The 622-nt window shown below is 66.6% G+C and carries 1 protein-coding gene and 1 pseudogene; both read left to right on the forward strand.

Features of this window, described 5'->3' with window-relative positions; genetic code table 11:
• A partial coding sequence (locus F6Q13_RS19545; protein WP_293060027.1) for a carotenoid oxygenase family protein occupies positions 1–461 on the forward strand: 461 nt, incomplete at its 5' end.
• Between the two features lie 58 nt (positions 462–519).
• Positions 520–622: pseudogene (locus tag F6Q13_RS19550) on the forward strand (ABC transporter ATP-binding protein); the annotation flags it as partial.

Consider the following 622-nt stretch of genomic DNA (forward strand, 5'->3'; position numbering starts at 1 on the left):
CCTCGCCTACCCTGGACCATTGGACGATCAATATGGCCACCGGCGCGGTGGCCGGCGAATGCCGCGACGAGCGGCCCCAGGAATTCCCCCGGATCAACGAGTCCCTGCTGGGTCGCCGGCACCGGTTCGGCTACACCATCGGCCTCGACGGCGGATACCTGGGCGCCGAGACGTCTTCGATATCGACGGCGCTGTACAAACACGACTACACGACCGGATCGGTCACCGCCGCCCCTCTCGATCCCGACCTGCTGGTCGGGGAGATGTGTTTCGTCCCGAGTCCCGCGGCCGGCGCCGAGGATGACGGAACGCTGATCGGCTACGGCTACCACCGCGGCCGAGACGAAGGCCAACTGCTGTTGCTCGACGCCGCCACGCTGGAGTTGGCCGCCACCGTGCTGCTGCCGCAGCGGGTGCCGATGGGTTTCCACGGCAACTGGTCGCCGGGTACGGTACAGTGACACATGCCACAAGCCCCGGGGCCGGTGGTTGTCGGGTTGTGTCGTCGGGAGGATACGGATGGGTACGGCTATCCACGTGCAGGGACTGACCAAGTCCTTCGGATCCTCGCGGATTTGGGAAGACGTCACGTTGGACATCCCGGCCGGTGAGGTCAGCGTGC

The organism is Mycobacterium sp. (genome assembly GCF_008709575.1).
GTDB lineage: Bacteria > Actinomycetota > Actinomycetes > Mycobacteriales > Mycobacteriaceae > Mycobacterium.